General features: G+C 61.3%; 18 protein-coding genes. 12 read left to right on the forward strand and 6 right to left on the reverse strand.

All coding sequences use genetic code 11. The features are described from left to right. Window positions 1-162 precede the first annotated feature (162 nt). The 3 genes from DWU98_RS08830 to DWU98_RS08840 all read right to left on the reverse strand — a co-directional run bounded on the left by DWU98_RS08830 (window position 163) and on the right by DWU98_RS08840 (window position 5,242). Complete coding sequence (locus DWU98_RS08830) at window positions 163-3,174, reverse strand: TonB-dependent receptor (RefSeq protein ID WP_115495194.1); 3,012 nt, start codon at window positions 3,172-3,174, stop codon at window positions 163-165. A 35-nt stretch (window positions 3,175-3,209) separates the two neighbouring features. Next, window positions 3,210-4,265, reverse strand: coding sequence for a LacI family DNA-binding transcriptional regulator (locus DWU98_RS08835; protein WP_115495195.1), 1,056 nt, complete (start codon window positions 4,263-4,265; stop codon window positions 3,210-3,212). A 407-nt stretch (window positions 4,266-4,672) separates the two neighbouring features. Continuing rightward, window positions 4,673-5,242, reverse strand: a complete 570-nt coding sequence (locus DWU98_RS08840) for a hydrolase (RefSeq protein WP_115495196.1) — start codon at window positions 5,240-5,242, stop codon at window positions 4,673-4,675. 55 nt (window positions 5,243-5,297) lie between these two features. On the opposite strand from DWU98_RS08840, the gene DWU98_RS08845 reads away from it, so the two are divergent. Then, complete coding sequence (locus DWU98_RS08845; RefSeq protein ID WP_230474766.1) at window positions 5,298-5,912, forward strand: TetR/AcrR family transcriptional regulator; 615 nt, start codon at window positions 5,298-5,300, stop codon at window positions 5,910-5,912. A gap of 6 nt (window positions 5,913-5,918) precedes the next feature. Here the strand turns inward: DWU98_RS08845 and DWU98_RS08850 are convergent, their stop codons facing one another. Next, the gene (locus DWU98_RS08850) at window positions 5,919-6,350 is read right to left on the reverse strand and encodes a DUF4156 domain-containing protein (RefSeq protein WP_196239488.1); all 432 of its coding nucleotides are present in this window, start codon (window positions 6,348-6,350) and stop codon (window positions 5,919-5,921) included. A 289-nt stretch (window positions 6,351-6,639) separates the two neighbouring features. Here DWU98_RS08850 and DWU98_RS08855 point away from each other — a divergent pair, with 289 nt between their 5' ends. The 9 genes from DWU98_RS08855 to DWU98_RS08895 all read left to right on the forward strand — a co-directional run bounded on the left by DWU98_RS08855 (window position 6,640) and on the right by DWU98_RS08895 (window position 12,460). After that, a complete protein-coding gene (locus DWU98_RS08855; protein WP_115495393.1) occupies window positions 6,640-6,846 on the forward strand; it encodes a hypothetical protein in 207 nt (68 codons plus the stop codon). Between the two features lie 36 nt (window positions 6,847-6,882). Next, a complete protein-coding gene (locus DWU98_RS21930; RefSeq protein WP_158545005.1) occupies window positions 6,883-7,059 on the forward strand; it encodes a hypothetical protein in 177 nt (58 codons plus the stop codon). A gap of 39 nt (window positions 7,060-7,098) precedes the next feature. Continuing rightward, window positions 7,099-7,569, forward strand: coding sequence for a tRNA (cytidine(34)-2'-O)-methyltransferase (locus DWU98_RS08865; protein WP_115495199.1), 471 nt, complete (start codon window positions 7,099-7,101; stop codon window positions 7,567-7,569). 49 nt (window positions 7,570-7,618) lie between these two features. Next, complete coding sequence (locus DWU98_RS08870; protein ID WP_115495200.1) at window positions 7,619-8,269, forward strand: ubiquinone biosynthesis accessory factor UbiJ; 651 nt, start codon at window positions 7,619-7,621, stop codon at window positions 8,267-8,269. Further along, window positions 8,266-9,912, forward strand: coding sequence for a ubiquinone biosynthesis regulatory protein kinase UbiB (gene ubiB, locus DWU98_RS08875; RefSeq protein ID WP_115495201.1), 1,647 nt, complete (start codon window positions 8,266-8,268; stop codon window positions 9,910-9,912). The genes DWU98_RS08870 and ubiB overlap by 4 nt, the downstream gene beginning before the upstream one ends. A 143-nt stretch (window positions 9,913-10,055) precedes the next feature. Further along, a complete protein-coding gene (locus tag DWU98_RS08880) occupies window positions 10,056-10,784 on the forward strand; it encodes a pseudouridine synthase (protein ID WP_115495394.1) in 729 nt (242 codons plus the stop codon). Between the two features lie 9 nt (window positions 10,785-10,793). Continuing rightward, a complete protein-coding gene (gene arfB / locus DWU98_RS08885) occupies window positions 10,794-11,216 on the forward strand; it encodes an alternative ribosome rescue aminoacyl-tRNA hydrolase ArfB (protein WP_115495202.1) in 423 nt (140 codons plus the stop codon). Continuing rightward, a complete protein-coding gene (locus DWU98_RS08890) occupies window positions 11,213-11,812 on the forward strand; it encodes a 1-acyl-sn-glycerol-3-phosphate acyltransferase (protein ID WP_115495203.1) in 600 nt (199 codons plus the stop codon). Before arfB ends, DWU98_RS08890 begins: the two co-directional genes overlap by 4 nt. Window positions 11,813-11,824: 12 nt before the next feature. Next, entirely contained in the window at window positions 11,825-12,460 is a 636-nt protein-coding gene (locus DWU98_RS08895; RefSeq protein WP_158545006.1) for a LysE family translocator, read from the forward strand. Between the two features lie 7 nt (window positions 12,461-12,467). Here DWU98_RS08895 and DWU98_RS08900 read toward each other — a convergent pair whose 3' ends face one another. Both DWU98_RS08900 and DWU98_RS08905 read right to left on the reverse strand, forming a co-directional pair. Next, window positions 12,468-12,914, reverse strand: coding sequence for a nuclear transport factor 2 family protein (locus DWU98_RS08900; RefSeq protein ID WP_115495205.1), 447 nt, complete (start codon window positions 12,912-12,914; stop codon window positions 12,468-12,470). Window positions 12,915-12,969: 55 nt separating this feature from the next. After that, window positions 12,970-13,878 (reverse strand): LysR family transcriptional regulator, encoded by a 909-nt coding sequence (locus tag DWU98_RS08905; protein WP_115495206.1) that lies wholly within the window; start codon window positions 13,876-13,878, stop codon window positions 12,970-12,972. A gap of 265 nt (window positions 13,879-14,143) precedes the next feature. Here DWU98_RS08905 and aceB point away from each other — a divergent pair, with 265 nt between their 5' ends. Next, window positions 14,144-15,739, forward strand: a complete 1,596-nt coding sequence (gene aceB, locus DWU98_RS08910) for a malate synthase A (RefSeq protein ID WP_115495207.1) — start codon at window positions 14,144-14,146, stop codon at window positions 15,737-15,739. A gap of 32 nt (window positions 15,740-15,771) precedes the next feature. Beyond that, on the forward strand, window positions 15,772-17,067 hold the full coding sequence (aceA, locus tag DWU98_RS08915) for an isocitrate lyase (protein WP_115495208.1): 1,296 nt from the start codon (window positions 15,772-15,774) through the stop codon (window positions 17,065-17,067). Window positions 17,068-17,075: the final 8 nt, after the last annotated feature.

Raw genomic sequence — 17,075 nt, forward strand, 5'->3', positions numbered from 1 at the left:
CCGCGAAACACGCAGCGCGCCCTGGTCCGAGGCAGCGCAGCATCCGTGCAGCCTTGCTCCTTCTCCGCTCCGGTCGTGAAGTAACCGGCGAGGGGATGAAACGCATTCTGACGTCTCAGACGACAAAGCTCGCGCACGGCGAGCCTTGTTCGTTTTCGCGCATCAGAACTTGATACCCAGCGTCAACTTCACTTCACACGGCGTACCCAGAATATTGCCTGTCGGGTCGTACAGTGCCGGGGTTCGGTTGAGTACGCCGTTGGAACCATAGTTGGTGATGTAATCGCTGTAGTTGTTCCAATTGAATGCATTCAACAAGTCCAGGCGCACATAACCATTGAAGCTGCTATAGATCTTGAAGTTCTTGGTGACCTGGAAATCGAGCGAGCGATAGCCAAAGATCGGACCGCCAAACAGAAAGTGCGAACCTGGCGGCGTCGAACTGTACGGCACGCATCCACTGGGTGTGGTGGTGTCGTTGAAGCACGCGAGGCTAAGCGCCGGAATGGGCGTGGCGAGCGTCAGCTTCGCGCCGAACAGCAACCCCCATGGACCATCGAGCGATGCCGTGGCCACCAGGCGATGGCGTGCCACTGCCGAACCAATGAACGGATACTGGCCAATAGTCTCTTCGTCGAACGCGTATTGATCGGTTACGTCCTGACTATCGTTGTTCTGCAACGCATGCGAGTAGGTGTACGCAATCGTCACACCCCAGTGCGATTCGGGCGTATAGGGCTTCTCCGCGGAGATAAGCAACTGGGTCGTCTTGGTCTCCAGTCCGTTGTTGGCGATGATCAGGTTGCCCCAGCCCGGAATGCCATCATTCCATGGCTGACTGCCGTTCTCCCAGAACGAACCATTGGGATAGCGATTGCCGAGCTGGTAGACCAAGCCGTCGAAGCTGTTGACGCGCGCGACGGTAACGTCCGTATTCCACTCGCCGATTTGATTGCGCATACCAAGGCTGACCTGGTCTGAATACGGCGTCTTCAGATTGTTGGTCACCATGTCGACTTCGCGACCCGCGGTGGTTGCGGTAAGCAAGCTCTGCAAAACACCTAGACCACCGTAGTACGCAGGATTCCAAGGGATGCAACTGGCGCTCGGTGTACACGGCAGGTACGCGTTCTGGAACGTGATGGTTGGCTGCGCGAGTGCGAGCTTGGTCTGTTCAAGCTGCAGTAGCTCATAAAGATTGCGATCGTACGAACGTCCCGCGCCACCATGGATGACGTGCGCCTGGTCGCCGTTGATGTCGTAGGAGAAGCCAAAGCGCGGCATGAACTCGTTGTCTTGCGCATTGCGATTGTGGCCATTGCTGATGTAGTTGCCGACGTCGATGCCACCCAGGGCGAGTGACTGCGCATAGGTTTGTCCCGGCGTAGCACCCGGATAGGGATTGGGCGAATAGAGCGCGTTGATCACCGACTGGGGCGTCACCCAGTTGAGATAGGAAGGTGTCTGCTCGTAGTCCCACCGTAGACCCAGGTTCAAGGTCAAGTGGTCGTCCACCGTCCAGTCGTCCTGGATGTACGTACCCAGCTGCCGGTCGGACGTACGCACGACCGGACTGGTGCCAGGCAGCGCGATCGGAAATTGCACCTGATATGGATCGGGGTCTGTGCCCGTCGGCGTCACGTAGTAGGAAAATTGCGGGTTGTAGTTGAAGGCATCCTGCGCGGTCAGCGTCACCAGCTTGTAGCTGACACCCATCTTGATGACGTGGTCGCCATGCCACTCGAAATCGTTGAAGGTGAGGTCGTCGGAGATCGACGGGCCTTTCTGGCCCTTGTCTTGCCCTGACAGTGGTGAAGCGGCACCGACGTCGAGAATCTCTTGCGTACCCGCGGAGGGGAGCGTGGTGTAGACCGATCCATTACCGAATTCGACAGGTGTTGGCTTGTAGAACGCATTCTCGTAAGTGAACTGCAAGCGGTTGAACCAGCTGTCGGCGCTGTGATCCCAACGAATGTCGAAGCGACGGTCGTAGTTGATCAGATTCACCGCGGTCGAGGCAGCCTCACCGGTTCCAGGACCACTGATCGCCGTTTCAGAGCGATATTTTCCGCTCAGTTCAAAGCGATCCCGGTCGGTGGGTTCCCAGTCGAATTTCACGAAGTAGAGATCTTCCTTGAACGGCAAACTGCTGGGTCCAAGTTGCGCCTGTGCGGCGGCAGGTAATTGAGGAACGAGGTCTGCCGCATTGCCCGGCGAAATGGCGATCGGCGTGTCGTATTCCTTACCTTCATAGGCCATGAAGAAATGCGCCTTGTCCTGGATGATCGGGCCGCCGAAGGAGAAACCGTATTCCTTGTCGTGTGAGGGCTGTTTCTTGCCGTCCGCCGCTTCGGAGGGTGTCTCCGCGCGCATCCAGGTGTCGGTCCAGTCGCCGAACAATTCGCCATGGAATTGGTTGGTGCCGGACTTGGTTTCCGCCGTCACCGCTGCGCTGGAAATCTGATCGTATTCGGCCTTGTAGTTGGACGTGATGACTTTGTATTCACCGATCGCCAACTGCGGGAACGGATTACCTTGGCTGGATGTCTGGCCGGTAATCCCACCAGGCAACACGTAGTTTTTTTGCCCGACGCCGTCGATGTACACGTTGATCGCCGACGGTGCCTGACCGCCCGACTGCAGGCTGGTGTTGCCGTTCTGCTGAACCGTAAACACCATGCCCGGCACAGTGTCGGCAAATTCGAGGAAGTTGCGTGTGATCTGCGGAACCGTCGAGATCTCGCGTTGCGATACGGTGGTGCCGACTTCGGACGTCGTCACCTCCTGCAACGTGCTGGCATTGACGGTAATGGCACCGAGGTTTTTCGCATTGGCCGCGTTCCCCGCCGTTGCCGCAGCCACGTTGAAATTGAGCGTCCCGGTCGAAGCCACCGTCAGCGTCACCACCCGCTGTGTGGCCGGACCCGCATCCACCTTGTAGGTGCCTGGCGGCAGGCTGACCAAGGCGTAGGTGCCATCTGCACCCACTTTAGTGACGCGCGTATACCCGGTTGCAACGTTGGTCGCGGTGATCGTGGCATTGGGCGTTGCCGATCCGCGCAGGTTGGCATCGGCGCTTTGTGCGTAAGACGCCATCGGCAATGCAGCGGCCGTTACGGCGGCTGCGATCAATCGCGCTAACAGCAGTCTCTTGTAATTGCATACAGCGTTCATGCTCTCCCCTCCCAGACAGTTCACTGTGGATGTCGTTATGTGTTCGGTGGTTTTTTCCGCTTGCGCGGCGAAGGGACCGCGCCGAGGTTTGCGCCGCAGGTTTCACGTACGACGATGTCGCATCCCAGCGTCTGCATCGATACCGACGTCGTGTCGGTCGGGTCCAGCAAGGCGGCAAGGCGCTCCAGCGCGATGCGACCTAAATCCGCGATACGCACCTGCACCGTGCTGAGCGGCGGCGTGACATATCGCGCTATCAGAATGTCGTCAAAGCCCGCCAATGCGATATCGCCCGGCACATCGATGCCGGCTTCCTTGAATGCGTAGAGGCAGCCCACGGCCATCATGTCGTTGGCGGCGAAGACCGCATCCGGACGTTTCTTCTGGGCGATCAATTCGCGTCCCGCGCGATAGCCCGATTCCTCGGTGAAATCGCCGGCCACAATGTTGAGCGGTGCATCAGGTGCATGTTTGGCCATTGCAGCGCGGTAGCCCTTGTCGCGTTGCTGCGCATCGAAGTTACTCTTCGGGCCGGCAATGAAGGCGACGTGCTGCCGTCCGTGCTCGATCAGGTGCCGCACCATCGCGAGGGCGCCGGCGCGGCTGTCGATGTTGAGCACGGGAAAGCGCGTGCTTTTGACCGGACTTTCCAGCAATACCGCGGGCAAATTGGCGGGCAGATTTTCGCCGAGGAATGACGCATCGACGAATTCAGAAAGAATCAGCATGCCGTCCACGCGACCGCGCATGGCGCGCACGGCGGCCGCCGCCGCTTCCACGCCGTCGTGCGAACTGGACACCAGCAGATGCAGCCCGCGCGCACGCGCCGCCAGATCGATGCCGCGAATGAGTTCGGAGAAGAATTCACCGTAGAGGTCCGGGAGCACGGCGCCGACGGTGTGCGTGCGTCCTGTGATCAGACTGCGCGCGGCGTTGTCGGGTACGTACTGCAGGCGTGCGGCCACCTCTCGCACGATTTTTTGCGTTTCAGGAGTCACGCCGCCCATACCGTTGAGCACGCGCGATACCGAGGCAACCGAGACCTTAGCCTCGCGCGCCACATCCTTGATGGTTGCGTTTTTGGTCGTCATCGAAAGCGTCCCCGCGGCAAAGTGATGACTGGCGGAATCCCAGCAGCGGCGCAAACGTAAACGTTTTCATGGCGGGTTGTAAAGGCATAGTTGGAAGCGCTTGCGCTGCACTGCAAAAATCAGCAACGCCGCTCAGAGGGGGCAACTATCAGCGCGTGGCGTGGCGGTGGCGCTCCCGGCTCGGAGCGCATAGACGCGGCGACGCAACATCGAGCCCTGCGTGCACGCACATCCGACGTTAAAGCGGCCGTGAAGAGCCTGTCGCGTGGGCGTGATGAGAGGGAGGACGCGCGTAAAGAGGGAAGCGTCGGTGCATTGTGTGTCGCCCGTTTGGCGATACACAACGCGCGCGCGAATCACCCGACGCGCCGTCGATGCGCGCGCCGGGTGATGGATATCGCGTGCTGTCAGCTCAACATATCGAGCACTTGCGCGGTACCGCGCACGCGCCCCAAGCGCGGAAAAATATTCTTGATGGCGAAGTCGTGGTGCTCGGCGCTGATGGCGCTCATGGCGTCTTCGGCGAAGACGATGCCGAAGCCCAGCTCCCATGCATTGCGTGCGGTCGATTCCACGCCAATGTTGGTGGCGATGCCGCCGAGCACGATGTGCTCGATGCCGCGGCGACGCAACTGCAGTTCCAGGTCAGTGCCGTAGAACGCACCCCACTGCCGCTTGAGCACGCGGATGTCACTGTCGATGACGCCCAGCTCTTCGGGGAATTCCAGCCAGTCGGCGGGAAGGCTCCTGGCCGGTGGCGTCTGGTCGACGAGCTGGCGCAAGGCGTCGCCGCCATCGGCGGACCAACCCACACGCACCATCACCACGGGCGAGCCCAGTTCGTGGAAGCGCCGGATCAGCCCGCCGGCTTTTTCCATGACCTGTGCCGCTGTGTGGGGGCCGCCCGCGAACGATACGATACCCTTCTGCAGGTCAATAAGAACAAGCGCCGTGCGGCGCGGATCGAGCTTTTCCACAACATTCTCTCCGATCGCGTAAAGTGAGGATATCCTCACCTTGGAGTTTATGAGGATGCCCTCACAAAAATCAACGGACGTCCGGCGCAAGCCGCAACGCCAACGTGGTCATGAACGCGTCGCCGCGCTGCTGGACGCCGCCGGCGCGTGCTTTGTCGAAAAAGGCTACGAAGGCACGACGATGACCGAGGTTGCCGCACGTGCGGGCGCGGCGATCGGTTCGCTGTATCAGTTCTTCCCCACCAAGGAGGCGCTGGCGCGCGCGCTGCTGGAGGAATACGCGCAAGCCGCGTACGAAGCGCTTGGCAAATTCGCGGACAAGGCGGCCGATTGGAGCACCGAGGAATGGGCTGAGCAGCTATGCGCATTCCTGATCACGATCCGCAAGCGCTATCCCGCTTTCGTACCGCTGGTGGAATCGGTACCCAAGCCTGCCGCCGACGGACTCAACATTCGTCGTCGCCTGCGCGCGCAATTGCAGAGCGTGCTCGCGCGCCGCGCACCGCATCGCTCCGATGAAGAAACCTACGCGGCCGCGGTGGTCGTGCAGCAGATGATGAAAGGCGCGGCGGCGATCCAGGCCGAGCCCGGCATGCCGGGTCGTCAAGCGGCGCTCGCGCAAATGCAACACGCCATGCAGCGCTATCTGCATGGCGTGTTCGCAGCGTAGGCCAGATCAGCCGCCCTTGGAGGGATAGGTCTGAAAACCGCCGCCCTGTTGGGGTGGTGGCGGCGGCTGCGTACCCGGGTTCTGCGGCGGCGGCGGTGGCGGTGCGTAGGGGTTCATCTGATGCGGGCCGCACGCATAGGCTTCCCATGGTTGGGAACCGTCCACCGGATCGCCCAGTGGCTTGATGGTGTCCGCATGCATGCTCACGGCACTGTTGCGCGCCTGCACTTGCAGCTCATCGCGTACCTTGATGTCGTTGCGGTCGACCGGGCCCACGCGGCTCATCACCGAGACCGTGATCTTGCCCAAGTCGCGACAGCCAGTCACATCTCCGCTCCACACCGTGCGGATGTCGTTCGATCCGGGAACCGGATCGATCCCCCAGGTACAACCGCCGAGCAGCACCAAGGGTGCGAGCAGCAGCAGAGTCTTGCGCATAGGTAGCTCCATGACAGCACGAAAGAAAGGCGTTGCATCGACAACGGATCGTAACCCGTCAGCGTGTGCGATCGCCGAACGCCGGCTTAGCGCACGTGTGTCCATCGCTTGTGCGGACACTGTCCGATCCAGGGTGTCCGGTGTCCGCGGACAACGCTTTGTCGCCGATACTTTAACAAAAATCTTCTATCTATCAGTTACTTGCGAGCGATGACGAGGCTGGCACGGGGATTGCTGAGTAAAGCGCGAGGACATTCGGTCCCGTTCCTACTGAATCGGAGATATGGACATGAAATTCGAAGCACTGATCCTGCGTGGCCTGTTCGTGGCGTGCATAGCGGTCTGCGGCCTGATCCTGGCGGCCATGCTCGACGTCAGGCCCTCATCGGTCAACGTCGCGCCCGGCACATCGATTGCCACCTTGCTGATCTCGGCGCCCTCCACCTGCATGTTGCCCCTCGTCGACGACATGATCTGCGTACGCGCAGCGGGTTGAGCACAGTATTCGCTCAAGACTTACGGAGATACGATCATGAAATTCGAAAACCTCTTCCTGCGCGGTTTGTTTGGTGCCTGCGTGCTGATTTGCGGCTGGACGTTGGCCGCGATGGTAACGGCCAGCCCGGCTTCGTCGGCCACGGTGACGGCGAGCCACACCATCGCCGCCACCGCGAACGGCGCCCCGGCCCATGCGCGGATGGTTGGCTGATCGCAGCACAAAACGGCCGCGCCATCCGATAATGGAGGCATGCTGCATGTCATTCTCTTCCGCCCCGAAATACCGCCGAACACCGGCAACGTCATCCGGCTATGCGCCAATACAGGCGCTGCGCTGCATCTGATCCGCCCATTGGGCTTCGAACTGGACGACACGCGGCTCAAGCGCGCCGGCCTCGATTACCACGAATACGCGCGCGTCACGGTGCACGACGATCTCCAGGCGTGCCTGGCCGCTATCGGCCACCCGCGTGTCTTCGCATTCTCTACACGTGGCCGAACCTGGCATGTCGATGCGCGCTTCAGCGAAGGCGATGCGTTGCTGTTCGGCTGCGAAACCGCCGGACTGCCGGATGCGGTGCTGTCCGCGCTGCCACCCGAGCAGCGCTTGCGTCTGCCGATGCGGGCCGACAGCCGCAGCCTCAATCTCTCCAATAGCGTGGCCGTGGCGGTGTACGAAGCGTGGCGGCAGCTCGGTTTTCCCGGCGCGGTTGATCCGTGACGGCGCTAATTGAGGCCAGGGCCGGCGTGCAGCCGGCTACAATCGCAGCATGACTGCCGCCGCCACCCCCAACCTGCTTCCCCAACCGCTGCGCAAAGTAGCCGGCCGCGCGCTGGAGACAGCGCTCAACCATGTGCTTGCGCTCGACCCGGAAAGCCGGTCCAAGCTTTCCGCTCTGCAAGGACGCAGCGTTCAACTGCAGTTGCAGGGGGTAGGCGTGGCGCTGGCCATCACGGTCGATGAGGGACGCTTGAACGTCGGGCCGGCTCCCGAAACCAGCGACCTGCGCGTAGCGGCGACGCCCGGGAGCCTGCTCTCGATGCTGTTTCGCCGACATAGCGAAAGCCTGCCGCCGGGCAAAGTGGACATCGCCGGCGACGCCGAACTGGCACGTCGCCTGGAAAAGTTGGCTAGCGGGTTTGCGCCGGATTTCGAGGAAGCCTTCGCCCGGGCTTTCGGTGATGTGCTCGGCGTGCCTTTGGCCAGGGCCGTGCGCAGCGCGTTGGTACACGCACGCGAGAGCGCAGCGCACCTCACCCAGGATGGCGCAGCGTGGTTGCGCGATGAAACGCGCCTCGCCGTAGCACCGGGTGAGATGGAAAGCTTTCTCGATGATGTGGACGCGTTGCGCGAACGCGCCGAACGCCTGGAAGCACGCCTGGCTCGCATCGAACGCACACAGCGGGGGTCACGCCCGTGACGCCGTTAAAGGTCGTACCCGGGCTGCTGCGTGTTGCGGTGGTACTGCTGCGCTATCGGCTCGACGAACTGGTCGATGCCACGCACCTGTTTCGACCACTGAAGTTCGTGCGCCCGTTTTTGGGACGCCCGGTGGTGGATGTGCGCCCCCTTTCGCGCGGTGCGCGCATCCGCCTGGCGCTCAATGAATTGGGCCCGATCTTCGTAAAGGCCGGCCAGATACTCTCGACGCGACGCGATCTGGTGCCCGGTGACATCGCCGACGAACTATCGCTGCTGCAAGATCAAGTACCGCCTTTTCCCGGCGAAGAGGCGCGCGCCACGATCGAGCGTGAGCTGAAGCGGCCGATCAACGCGCTCTATGCCAGCTTCGATCCGGTGCCGCTGGCTTCGGCGTCCATCTCGCAAGTGCATGCCGCAACACTGGAAGACGGTCGCTCAGTGGTCGTGAAGGTGCTGCGTCCGAAGATCAACGAACGCATCGCGCGCGACGTCAGCCTGCTGCATTCGCTGGGTCAACTGGCACAGCGCTGGCATCCCAACGCCGACAAGATCCGTCCGCTCGACGTGGTGAATGAAGTCGAGAAAATGCTCGAAAACGAGCTGGATCTGCAGCGCGAAGGCGCGAACGCCAGCTTGCTGCGTCGCAATTTCATCGGCGGCGTGGATCTGTACGTGCCGGAGGTGCATTGGGAACTCACCACCGCCAGCGTGCTGACGCTTGAGCGTGTATCGGGCATCTCCAGTGACGACATTGCTGCGATCGACGCGGCCGGCATCGATCGCAAGCGCCTTGCCGCCAAAGGTGTTCGCCTGTTCTACGAACAGGTATTTCGCGACAATTTTTTTCATGCGGACGCACATCCCGGAAACATCTGGGTGGACCCGTCCCGGGTGGAGGAGCCGCGTTTTATCGCGCTTGATTTCGGCATCATGGGTTCGCTGCCGGAGGCCGATCAATACTGGTTGGCGCAAAACTTCATCGCCTTGTTCGAGCGCGATTACGCGCGCATCGCCAAACTGCACGTGGATGCGGGATGGATGCCGGCGAACGTGCGCCTGGACGAACTGGAAGCGGCGGTGCGCACGGTGTGCGAGCCTTATTTCACACGCCCGCTTTCACAGATTTCGCTTGCCGAGCTGGTGGTGAAGCTGTTCCAGACCGCACGCCGGTTCGAGCTTACGCTGCAGCCGCAATTGATCTTGCTGCAGAAAACCCTGCTCAACATCGAAGGCGTGGGCCGGCTGCTCGATCCGGATATCGATATCTGGGCGGTGGCGCATCCCGTGCTCAAGCGCATCCTGCAGGAACGCTACAGCTTGCGGCGCACGCTGCGCGAAATTCGCAAGCGCATTCCCGAATGGTTCCACAACGCACCGCAATGGCCCGATCTGGCGCGCGACGCGATGCGCCAGATCGCCGCTGGCGAGCAGAAGCTGATGCATGATGCCAACCATCTTATGCATCAGCGTCGTCTCGTGCGGCGCATGCTGGAGGTGATAGGCAGCGCCATGCTGGGTACCTCCTTGTTGGTGTGCGCCACCGTGATGTGGACGTTCGGCCAACCGCATACACCCGTGCTGCCATTGGCGATGGGAGTCGTGGGGGTGCTCTCGTTCGTGTTTGGCTGGATGCGGCGGTAGTACGCGAGTCGGCGGCGAAGTGCCAACGCTGCACGTGGATTCAAAAATCTGCCTCACGACAATGTCTTGCGAACATGGATCGTGAAATGTGTCTTCCCCGGCTAGCAATGGGCGAAGGCCGCAATGACGAGCAAGGCCCTCCCATGCTTGAAATCCTCTACCAGGACGACGCGCTGCTCGCGGTCAACAAACCCGCCGGTCTGGCCGTGCATCGCTCGAAAATGGTCGCGAACGCCGACACGTTCCTGATCGACGTACTGCGCGAACAAGTCGGCGGCACGCTTTATCTGGCGCATCGTCTGGACCGCGCCACCAGTGGCGTGCTGCTGATCGCCCGCTCGAGCGAGATGGCCGCTTCACTCGGCGAGCAATTCATGAGTCGCGACGTCCACAAGCAATACCTCACGGTGGTACGCGGATGGCCGGAACCTGCCGAGGGCGTGGTCGATTACGCGCTGCCCGGGTCGCGCGAAACCGGCCCACGACGCGACGCGCGCACCGCCTATCGCCGGCTGTCCACGGTGGAAGTTTCCATCGCGCTGGGGCGCTATCCGCAGCAGCGGTACGCATGGGTCCTGGCGGAGCCGCAGACCGGCCGTTTCCGCCAGATCCGCAAGCATATGGCGCACATCCATCACCCGGTGATCGGCGATTGCCAGCATGGGCGCAGCGATCACAACCGCCTGTACAAGCAGCATTTCGGTTGCTATCGCATGCTCTTGCATGCCTGGCGGCTCAGTTTCCGGCACCCGGTCGACGGTAGACCGATACTGCTTCAAGCACCGCTGGATAGCGCTTTCCAGGCGCTGATGCAACGCTTCGGCTGGTCGTTGCCAGCCGATGAAACGATAGGCGTCATGCCGACCAGCTAAACTTGGGGCATGTTGCCCGTAAGCCGATCCATCAACCTGCCGGAATCGGAGCTGGTCGTGCGCTTTCTGCGCGCGGACGGCCCCGGTGGCCAGCACGTCAATCGCACGGAGAGCGCGGTGGAGCTGCGTTTCGACGTCATGCATTCGCCCTCTCTGCCGGAGGACGTGCGCTCGCGCGTGCTTGCGCGCAGCGACCGGCGCATGACTGATGAAGGCGTGCTGGTGATCCAGGCGCGACGCTTCCGCGATCAGGGCCGCAACCGCGAAGATGCGCGTGAGCGATTGGTGGATATCCTGCGTAGCGCGCTGGTGGCGCCCAAGAAGCGCATCGCTACCAAACCCACCCGCGCTTCGCAGAAGCGCCGTCTGGAAGGCAAGCAGCAGCGAGCGAAAATCAAGCAAGGGCGATCGCGTTCGTGGAGCCAGGAGTGAGCGACCCGATTCTGCCGGTCGTTCCACCGCAAGCACCTCGGCTCGATAGCCGCTTCTGGCCATGGCTGGCGCGCGGTCTGCTGCGCCTTTCCGGGTGGCAGCTGCTCGGCACACTGCCGGACGTGCCGAAGGTGATCATCATCGGCGCGCCCCATTCGTCCTACTGGGACGGCGTGTGGGGCCTGATGATGAAGGTCGCGCTGGGCGTCAACATCAACATCATGATCAAGCGTGAAGTGCTGGAGGGGCCATTGGGCGTGATCTTGCGCCCGATCGGCATGATTCCGATCAATCGCACGGCCGCGTTGAATGTGGTTGGCCAGATGGCGCAGCGTTTCAACCAGCAGGAAAGGATGTGGCTTGGCATTACGCCCGAGGGCACGCGCAAGCGCGTAACGCACTGGAAATCAGGCTTTCTGCGCATTGCGCACGAAGCGAACGTGCCGATCCAGACCCTTTTCATCGATTATCCGAGCAAGAGTTTCACGCTCGGTCCGCTGATTCATGCCAGTGACGATGCCGAGGCCGATATGGCTACGATCCGCGCGCTGTTTCGGCCCTATCGCGGCAAGCACCGCAATACCGAAGCGACGTAACTGCGAACACGCGTGGCTACATTCGGCATCCAGCATTACGACGCTTTCCTGATCGCCAGCATCGCGCTCAATCTCACGCCGGGACTGGATACGTTCTACATCCTCACACGTAGCGGACGCGAGGGACATGCGGCGGGCATGGCGGCTGCCCTGGGCATCAATGCCGGCTGCATCGTGCACACGCTGGCAGCGGTGCTGGGTATCTCCGCCATTTTGACGACCTCGGCGTTCGCCTTCAGTGTGCTGAAATACCTTGGCGCCGCGTATCTGATGTGGATCGGCGCGCGCATGGTGTTCTCGCGCAGCACTACGCGTCAGCCGACGGAAACCAAAGGGAAAGGCCTCGCCGCTGCATTTCGGCAAGGTATGCTGACCAATGTGCTCAATCCCAAGGTCGCGCTGTTCTTTCTCGCCTTTCTTCCGCAATTCGTATCCATGCATGCGATGCATCCGCAGCTCGGACTGGTGCTGCTGGGATTAAGTTTTATCGGCACCGGCCTGGCATGGTCGAGCGTGCTTGCGTTGATGGGCGGGCGTATCCATCGATTGCTGCTCGCCCGCCCGCAACTTGGTCGGTGGATGGATCGTCTTTGCGGCACCATTTTGCTCGCGTTTGGCGTGAAGCTGGCATTGCAGCAGCGCAGCTGACCCATCCTCACTGGCAAGGTTCTTTTCTTTCGTTGTCGGAAATGCCGATGATGAGCCAGCGCCCTTTGATCTTGCCGAGTGTAAGGACATCGGTACCACAATGATCCACGCGGCCGTCGATCGTGAACTTGTAAGGCGCCCATACGACGGCGAGGTCATGGTCCACGTGCACAACCGGATCATCAATGTGCTCGGCGATGGCACCGCCGCGATGCGCGGCAATGGCATCCGCCAGCTTCTCGATACTTAGCCGATGCAACGCGTTTTTCTGCACACTGGTGATGTCGATAGCCGGTGCCACCACGGCGAGCATGTCGTTCCTGTCCTGTCGGCCGAGCGCATCAAAAAAGCGATGGACAGGCTCCATCACGTGAGCATCTTGTTCGGCGGCGTAGCAGGCGTTTGCCAAACAACCCATCAATGCCGTAGCAAGAACCAAGGTGCGGAGTTTCATGCGGGAATCCTTTTGTTAGTCATGCAATGGGGTACCAACCACGCCTTATAACGCGTCAACGCTCGGAGTGGCCTGATTCGTCGTAATCGCGATGCGTCAAAAGGCCCGGCCGGATCAGATCGACGAATGCGCGTGCTTCCTTGCTGAGGAACTTGCCCTTGCGCATCACCACGCCATAACTGCGCTGCGGGAAATACGATCGCATATTGCGCACCGCCAGCCGCTGGCGATCGGCATCGGTGATGCAGATACCGGTGACGATGGAGATGCCCAGACCCATCGCCACGTATTCCTTGATTACATCCCAACCGCCGACTTCGATCGCCACGTGATAGGGCACCTGCCGCTGCTGGAACACGAGATCCACCATGCGATAGGTGGAAAGGCGCTGTGGCGGAAGGATCAGCCCGTAAGGCGAGAGATCGTCCAGCAGCACGCTTTCCTTGCTCGCCAGCGGATGATCAAGCGGCGTGATCAGCATGGGGTCGTAGTGATAAACCGGCGCCCAGGCGATGTCGTTGGGTACATCGAGCATGGAGCCGACGGCGAAATCAGCTTCGTCCGCGCGTAGCAGCGCCAAGCCATCTTTGCCGGTGACGTTGGCCAGTTGGAGTTGCACCTCGGGGAATTGCTGGCGGTATTGCCGCACGAGGTCAGGCAGCAGGTACTGGATGGTGGAGGTGCCCGCCGCCACGGTGAGCTTGCCCGATGGCAGGCCCTTCACCTTGGCCTGGAATGCGCTGTCCAGGCTCTCCCAACCTTCCACCAAGGGGCGAGCCAATTCGTAGAGCACTTCGCCCGCATCGGTGAGGTTGATACGCCGGCGACTGCGGTGCAGCAGCGCCACCCCCAGCTCCCGCTCGAGCGCTTGCAACTGGAGGCTGATGGAGGGCTGCGACAGGAACAGCGCCTCGGCCGCCCGGCTGAGCGTGCCCAGTTTCACCGTGGCTACGAAGGCGCGCATTTGTTTGAGACGGTTGCCTTTGTAGTAATACCGGCCGCTCTCAGCGGGCCCAGGCTGGCGCCTTGGCGCGCGCTTCACGCTACTGGCGGCTCGCTTTTTTGTCACATTTGGCGTCCAGCAAGATTCCTAGAGGTCTACTGATCAATAGCTTAGATGATCTATTAATTTTATGAATATGACAAATTGAAACATTTGCTTTGTCAAATCTATGGTTACTGACCTAGCTTTCCATCGCATCCCTAAACCGACGGTGGAGAAGCAGCCCATGGCAGTACCCAGCGAAAAACTCGTCAGCCGACCCGTTGAGCTTCTGGCGGATACCCGTGGCTACGAAGACATCCTTACCCCCGAGGCCCTGGCCTTTCTGGTGCGCCTGCACCGTTTCGCCGAACCGCGTCGCCGCCAGCTGCTGGAAGCCCGGCTTGAGCGTCAGGCGCGTTACGACGCCGGCGTCCTGCCTGATTTCCGGGCCGATACTAAGGCGATTCGCGAATCGGACTGGACCGTGGCGGCCATCCCCCGTGCCCTGCAGGACCGCCGCGTGGAGATCACCGGCCCGGTCGAGCGCAAGATGATCATCAACGCGCTGAACTCCGGCGCAAAGGTGTTCATGGCCGACTTCGAGGATTCGTCCGCACCCCGCTTCGCCAACCAGCTCGACGGCCAGATGAACCTGTACGACGCGGTCCGCGACCGGCTGGAATACCGCTCGCCCGAGGGCAAGCACTACCGCGTCGGTCCGAATCCGGCCGTGCTGGTGATACGCCCACGCGGCTGGCACCTGCCGGAACGCCACATCACCATCTACGGCGAACCGATGGCCGGCGCACTGGTCGACTTCGGACTGTTCGCGTTCCACAACGCCCGCCTGCTGCATGCGCACGATCGCGGCCCGTATTTCTACCTGCCCAAGCTCGAGGCGATGGAAGAAGCCGCGCTGTGGAACGAGGTGATGGCCTTGGCCGAAGAAGAATTGGATCTGCCCTACGGCAGCATGAAAGCCACCGTGCTGATCGAGACGCTACCGGCGGTGTTCCAGATGCACGAAATCCTGCACGCACTGCGCGACCGTGCCGTCGGCCTCAATTGCGGCCGCTGGGATTACATCTTTTCCTATCTGAAAACCTTCCGTCGCCATCGCGATCGCCTGTTGCCGGATCGTGGTCAGGTGGCAATGACGGTGCCATTCCTCAAGGCGTATTCGGAGCTGCTGATCCAGACCTGCCATCGTCGCGGCGCCTTCGCGATGGGCGGCATGGCCGCGCAGATTCCGATCAAGGACGACCATGAGGCCAACGACCAGGCGATGGCGAAAGTACACGCCGACAAGCTGCGCGAAGTGCAAGCCGGCCATGACGGCACATGGGTGGCGCATCCGGCGCTGGTGCCCGTGGCGATGGCGATTTTCGATCGCCATATGCCCACGCCGAACCAGCTTCACATCAAACGCGAGGATGTGCAGGCCGAACGCGACACGCTGATCGCGCCATGCGGCGGCACCATCACCCGCGCCGGCTTCGACAACAACGTGGACGTTGCGTTGCGCTACACCGCCGCGTGGCTCGACGGCCTGGGCTGCGTACCCATCCACAACTTGATGGAAGACGCGGCCACCGCGGAAATCGCCCGCTCGCAACTATGGCAATGGCTACAGCATGGCGGGCTGACGTTCCCCGATCACGCGCCGATTAATTTTGCGCTCTTCGATCAAGCACTAGCGGCGCACACGCATCGCCTGCAAGTGAGCACGCTGCCCGGTGCGCGACGCGCCGCCGATGCCGCGCGACTGCTTTCCGAGCTGACGTATGCCGATGAACTCGGCAGCTTCCTCACCCTTCCCGCTTACGAACAGCTCGCCTGACCGCGCGCGATTCACACTTACGGAGCAGTGACATGAAAACGCTTCTGCCAACCGCCGAACAGATCACGCTGGACTGGACGAACAACCCGCGTTGGGCCGGTATCCAGCGCAGTTACGCCGCTGAAGATGTCGTGCGTCTGCGCGGCACCGTAGCGATCGAACATTCGCTTGCGCGCCGCGGCGCCGAACGCTTGTGGAAAGCGCTGCATAAAGAGCCGTTCGTCAACGCGCTGGGCGCGCTCACGGGTAACCAGGCGATGCAGCAAGTGAAAGCCGGGCTGCAAGCTATTTACCTCAGCGGATGGCAAGTGGCTGCCGATGCCAATATCGCTGGCGAGATGTATCCGGATCAGTCGTTGTATCCGGCCAATTCCGTGCCCATGGTGGTCAAGCGCATCAACAACACGCTGCTTCGCGCTGATCAACTGCATCATGCCGAAGGTGCCGATGACATCGATTGGATGGTGCCGATCGTTGCCGATGCCGAAGCCGGTTTTGGTGGCGTGCTCAACGCCTTCGAACTGATGAAGGCGATGATCGAAGCCGGCGCTGCGGGCGTGCATTTCGAAGATCAACTCGCCTCGGTGAAAAAGTGTGGCCACATGGGCGGCAAGGTGCTGGTGCCGACGCGCGAAGCGGTCGAGAAATTGAATGCCGCGCGCCTGGCATCGGATGTACTAGGCGTGTCCACCTTAGTGGTTGCACGCACCGATGCGGATGCGGCGGACCTGCTGACCTCCGATATCGATGAAAACGATAAGCCGTTCACCACCGGCGAGCGCACCGTGGAAGGCTTTTTCCGCGTGCGGCCCGGCATCGAACAAGCCATCAGCCGCGGCCTGGCCTATGCGCCCTATGCGGATCTGGTGTGGTGCGAAACCAGTAAGCCAAACCTGGAGCAAGCGCGCCAGTTCGCCGAAGCGATTCACGCAAAATATCCCGGCAAATGGCTGGCCTACAACTGCTCCCCGAGCTTCAACTGGAAGCGCAACCTGGACGACGCGACGATTGCGCGGTTCCAGCGCGAACTTGGCGCGATGGGCTACAAATTCCAGTTCATCACCCTCGCCGGCTTCCATAGTTTGAACTACAGCATGTTCGAACTTGCCCACGGTTACGCACGCCGACAGATGAGTGCATTCGTGGATTTGCAGGAAAAGGAATTCGCCGCGGCAGAGCAGGGCTTTACCGCCGTGAAGCATCAGCGTGAAGTGGGCACCGGCTATTTCGATGCGGTGACGCAGGCGATTCAGCAGGGCAAGTCGTCAACGGTGGCGTTGAAGGGATCGACCGAAGAAGCGCAATTTCATCGTGCATCGGCGGCGTGAGCGCTTGT

The sequence above is a fragment of the Dyella monticola genome (assembly GCF_003363155.1).
In the GTDB taxonomy this organism is placed as follows: Bacteria; Pseudomonadota; Gammaproteobacteria; order Xanthomonadales; family Rhodanobacteraceae; genus Dyella_B; species Dyella_B monticola.

What these genes read in the sequence shown, in the direction of transcription:
- DWU98_RS08880 (WP_115495394.1), top strand. Translation starts at nt 10,056, where the DNA reads ATGCTTGAAATCCTCTACCAGGACGACGCGCTGCTCGCGGTCAACAAA.
- DWU98_RS08830 (WP_115495194.1), bottom strand. Translation starts at nt 3,174, where the DNA reads ATGAACGCTGTATGCAATTACAAGAGACTGCTGTTAGCGCGATTGATC.
- DWU98_RS08845 (WP_230474766.1), top strand. Translation starts at nt 5,298, where the DNA reads ATGCCCTCACAAAAATCAACGGACGTCCGGCGCAAGCCGCAACGCCAA.
- aceB (WP_115495207.1), top strand. Translation starts at nt 14,144, where the DNA reads ATGGCAGTACCCAGCGAAAAACTCGTCAGCCGACCCGTTGAGCTTCTG.
- DWU98_RS08905 (WP_115495206.1), bottom strand. Translation starts at nt 13,878, where the DNA reads ATGCGCGCCTTCGTAGCCACGGTGAAACTGGGCACGCTCAGCCGGGCG.
- DWU98_RS08835 (WP_115495195.1), bottom strand. Translation starts at nt 4,265, where the DNA reads ATGACGACCAAAAACGCAACCATCAAGGATGTGGCGCGCGAGGCTAAG.
- arfB (WP_115495202.1), top strand. Translation starts at nt 10,794, where the DNA reads ATGTTGCCCGTAAGCCGATCCATCAACCTGCCGGAATCGGAGCTGGTC.
- DWU98_RS08850 (WP_196239488.1), bottom strand. Translation starts at nt 6,350, where the DNA reads ATGCGCAAGACTCTGCTGCTGCTCGCACCCTTGGTGCTGCTCGGCGGT.
- aceA (WP_115495208.1), top strand. Translation starts at nt 15,772, where the DNA reads ATGAAAACGCTTCTGCCAACCGCCGAACAGATCACGCTGGACTGGACG.
- DWU98_RS08900 (WP_115495205.1), bottom strand. Translation starts at nt 12,914, where the DNA reads ATGAAACTCCGCACCTTGGTTCTTGCTACGGCATTGATGGGTTGTTTG.
- DWU98_RS08855 (WP_115495393.1), top strand. Translation starts at nt 6,640, where the DNA reads ATGAAATTCGAAGCACTGATCCTGCGTGGCCTGTTCGTGGCGTGCATA.
- DWU98_RS08870 (WP_115495200.1), top strand. Translation starts at nt 7,619, where the DNA reads ATGACTGCCGCCGCCACCCCCAACCTGCTTCCCCAACCGCTGCGCAAA.
- DWU98_RS21930 (WP_158545005.1), top strand. Translation starts at nt 6,883, where the DNA reads ATGAAATTCGAAAACCTCTTCCTGCGCGGTTTGTTTGGTGCCTGCGTG.
- DWU98_RS08865 (WP_115495199.1), top strand. Translation starts at nt 7,099, where the DNA reads ATGCTGCATGTCATTCTCTTCCGCCCCGAAATACCGCCGAACACCGGC.